Annotated in this window: 1 protein-coding gene; it reads right to left on the bottom strand. The window is 48.4% G+C overall.

Annotated elements, in window-relative coordinates:
- On the bottom strand, positions 1-248 hold a 248-nt coding region (locus SB660_RS22755; RefSeq protein ID WP_410584780.1), incomplete at both ends, for a ribonuclease H-like YkuK family protein.

The raw sequence follows: 248 nt of genomic DNA, 5'->3' as shown, positions 1-248 counted from the left end.
CCATAAGACAGCCGTCGAGGATATGCGCAGCCATCTCCTGGCTGATCGCGGTTTCCAGCGAGATTTTTTCGCGAAGGCTATGTATCGGTCTTGCAAGGTCGTGATTTTTCAAACAGCCCCAAGCTCCCTTGCCTGTACGATGCAAATGCAATGCGGTAATAAACTTTGTGTAGTCGCGGTAAACCTGTGAATCGGTTCCGATCGATAACACATAAGAAGAACGGGGGTCCTTTTGAACAAAGGCTTTA

This window comes from Bacillus sp. SIMBA_005, assembly GCF_046535585.1.
Classification (GTDB): Bacteria; Bacillota; Bacilli; order Bacillales; family Bacillaceae; genus Bacillus; species Bacillus pumilus.
Note: the sequence above shows the minus strand (reverse complement) of the source record. Positions and strands in the feature narration are given on the sequence as shown.